Source organism: Micromonospora sp. ATLC20, assembly GCF_057196585.1.
This window is the reverse complement of the sequence record NZ_JBXUOV010000358.1, coordinates 1-1,925: the sequence shown is the minus strand read 5'-3', so window position 1 is coordinate 1,925 and position 1,925 is coordinate 1. Positions and strand designations below refer to the sequence as shown.

Below are 1,925 nucleotides of genomic sequence, written 5' to 3'. Positions count from 1 at the left end.
AACTGCTCTACCAGGGCCGCTCCCCCAACTCCGGCGGCGACTACGGCCTCCTGCCCTACCGACCCGGACTGCTCACCCTCCAGCGCTGAGCCGGCCGATCGAGGAGAGAGAGGTCCGATGAGAAGGCACAGAACGACCCGTACCGCGGTGTTGTCGGCCGGGGCCGTCCTGCTGGCGTCGACCGCGATGGCCGCGGCGCTGCCGGCCGGGGCGGCGGCCGCCGGCTGCGCGGTCACCTACGCCGTGTCGTCGCAGTGGCAGGGCGGCTTCGGCGCGAACGTCACGGTCACCAACCTCGGTGACCCGGTCAACGGCTGGACGCTCACCTGGTCCTACGCCGCCGGCCAGACCGTCACCCAGGCGTGGAACGCCACGGTGACCCAGAGCGGCGCGGCGGTCAGCGCCCGCAACGTCGACTACAACGGGTCCATCCCCACCAACGGCAGCACGTCGTTCGGCTTCAACGGGGCCTGGACCAGCAGCAACCCCGCACCGACGAGCTTCGCGCTCAACGGGGTGACCTGCACCGGTGGCACGACGACGCCGACCACGTCGCCGTCCACCTCCCCGACGAGTTCGCCCACCACCTCGCCCAGCAGCCCGCCGCCCACCGGGGCGGCCGACATCACCGTCAACACCGCCAGCCGCTACCAGACCATCGACGGGTTCGGCGCCGCGGTGTCGATCTGGGGCGGCGCCTGGTCGACGGCCGAGACGCAGACGCTCGTCGGGCTCGGCCCCAACCAGCTCGGCCTGTCCATCGTGCGTACCGGCATCTCGCCGGTGTCCGGCGAGTGGGGCACCCAGGTCAGCGCGCTGCGGACGGCGAAGTCGTACGGGTCGAACGTGAAGATCATGGCGTCGCCGTGGACCGCCCCGGCGGCCTGGAAGACGAACAACAGCCGGATCAACGGCGGCAAGCTGCGCACCGACTACTACGACGACTACGCAGGCCACCTCAACAGCTACGTCCAGTACATGCGCAACCAGGGCGTGACGATCGACGTCACGTCCGTGCAGAACGAGCCGGACTGGCACCCGGACTACGACTCGATGGACTGGAGCGGCACCGAGCTGCAGACCTTCGTACGGGAGCAGGGCGCCAAGGTGCAGAACACCAAGCTGATGGTCGCCGAGGCGGTGAACCTGAACTACGGCTACACCGACCCGACGCTCAACGACGCGGCGGCCCGCAACAACATCGGCTACATCGGCGGGCACCTGTACGGCACCGAGGCGTCCGGCCGGCTGAAGCCGTACACGCTGGCGCAGCAGTACAACAAGCCGGTGTGGATGACCGAGTGGAACCTGCACGAGGCCGACGGCGGCGGCTCCAACATCTGGGGCAACCCGGCCAACGCGGCGGCCTGGAACGAGACGCTCGACGACATCATGCGCACCGTGCACAAGTCGATGGAGTCGAACTGGAGCGCGTACGTCTGGTGGTACGGCAAGCGCTACTACTCGTTCATCGGTGACGGCGAGTCCGCGTACGGCACCGTGGCGGGCGCGCCGCTCAAGCGGGGGTACGCGTTCTCGCAGTACGCGAAGTACGTGCGGCCCGGCTACCAGCGGGTCGCCCTGACCAAGAGCTCGAAGGCGTCGCCGCTGGAGGTGACCGCCTATCAGGGCGACGGGAAGGTCACGCTGGTGATCCTCAACCGGTCGACCAGCGCGGTGAACAACGCGATCATCCAGGCGCCGCAGAACGTCAGCCGGGCCGAGTACGTGGCCACGTCGCAGAACGCCAGCGCGGCGAGCCAGCCGGTGGGCGTGAACGGCAACCAGGTGACGGTGAGCGTCGGCGCGCGGAGCATCTCCACAGTCGTGCTCACCCTCTGACAGTGATGATGTGGGAGCGGGTCACCCGGCCGGTCTGACTCACCCTCTGACTGACCGTGGTGTCTTCTAGGGGATTCGTCGGC

1 protein-coding gene is annotated in these 1,925 nt (G+C 68.9%); it reads left to right on the top strand.

The window, feature by feature from the left end; translation table 11 throughout:
- The first annotated feature begins 117 nt into the window (after positions 1–117).
- Positions 118–1,842 (top strand): cellulose binding domain-containing protein, encoded by a 1,725-nt coding sequence (locus AC2CHG_RS31235; RefSeq protein WP_484526192.1) that lies wholly within the window; start codon positions 118–120, stop codon positions 1,840–1,842.
- Positions 1,843–1,925: the final 83 nt, after the last annotated feature.

Bases quoted from the DNA above. Each gene is read 5' to 3' on its own strand.
- AC2CHG_RS31235 (WP_484526192.1), top strand. From the start codon at position 118: ATGAGAAGGCACAGAACGACCCGTACCGCGGTGTTGTCGGCCGGGGCC.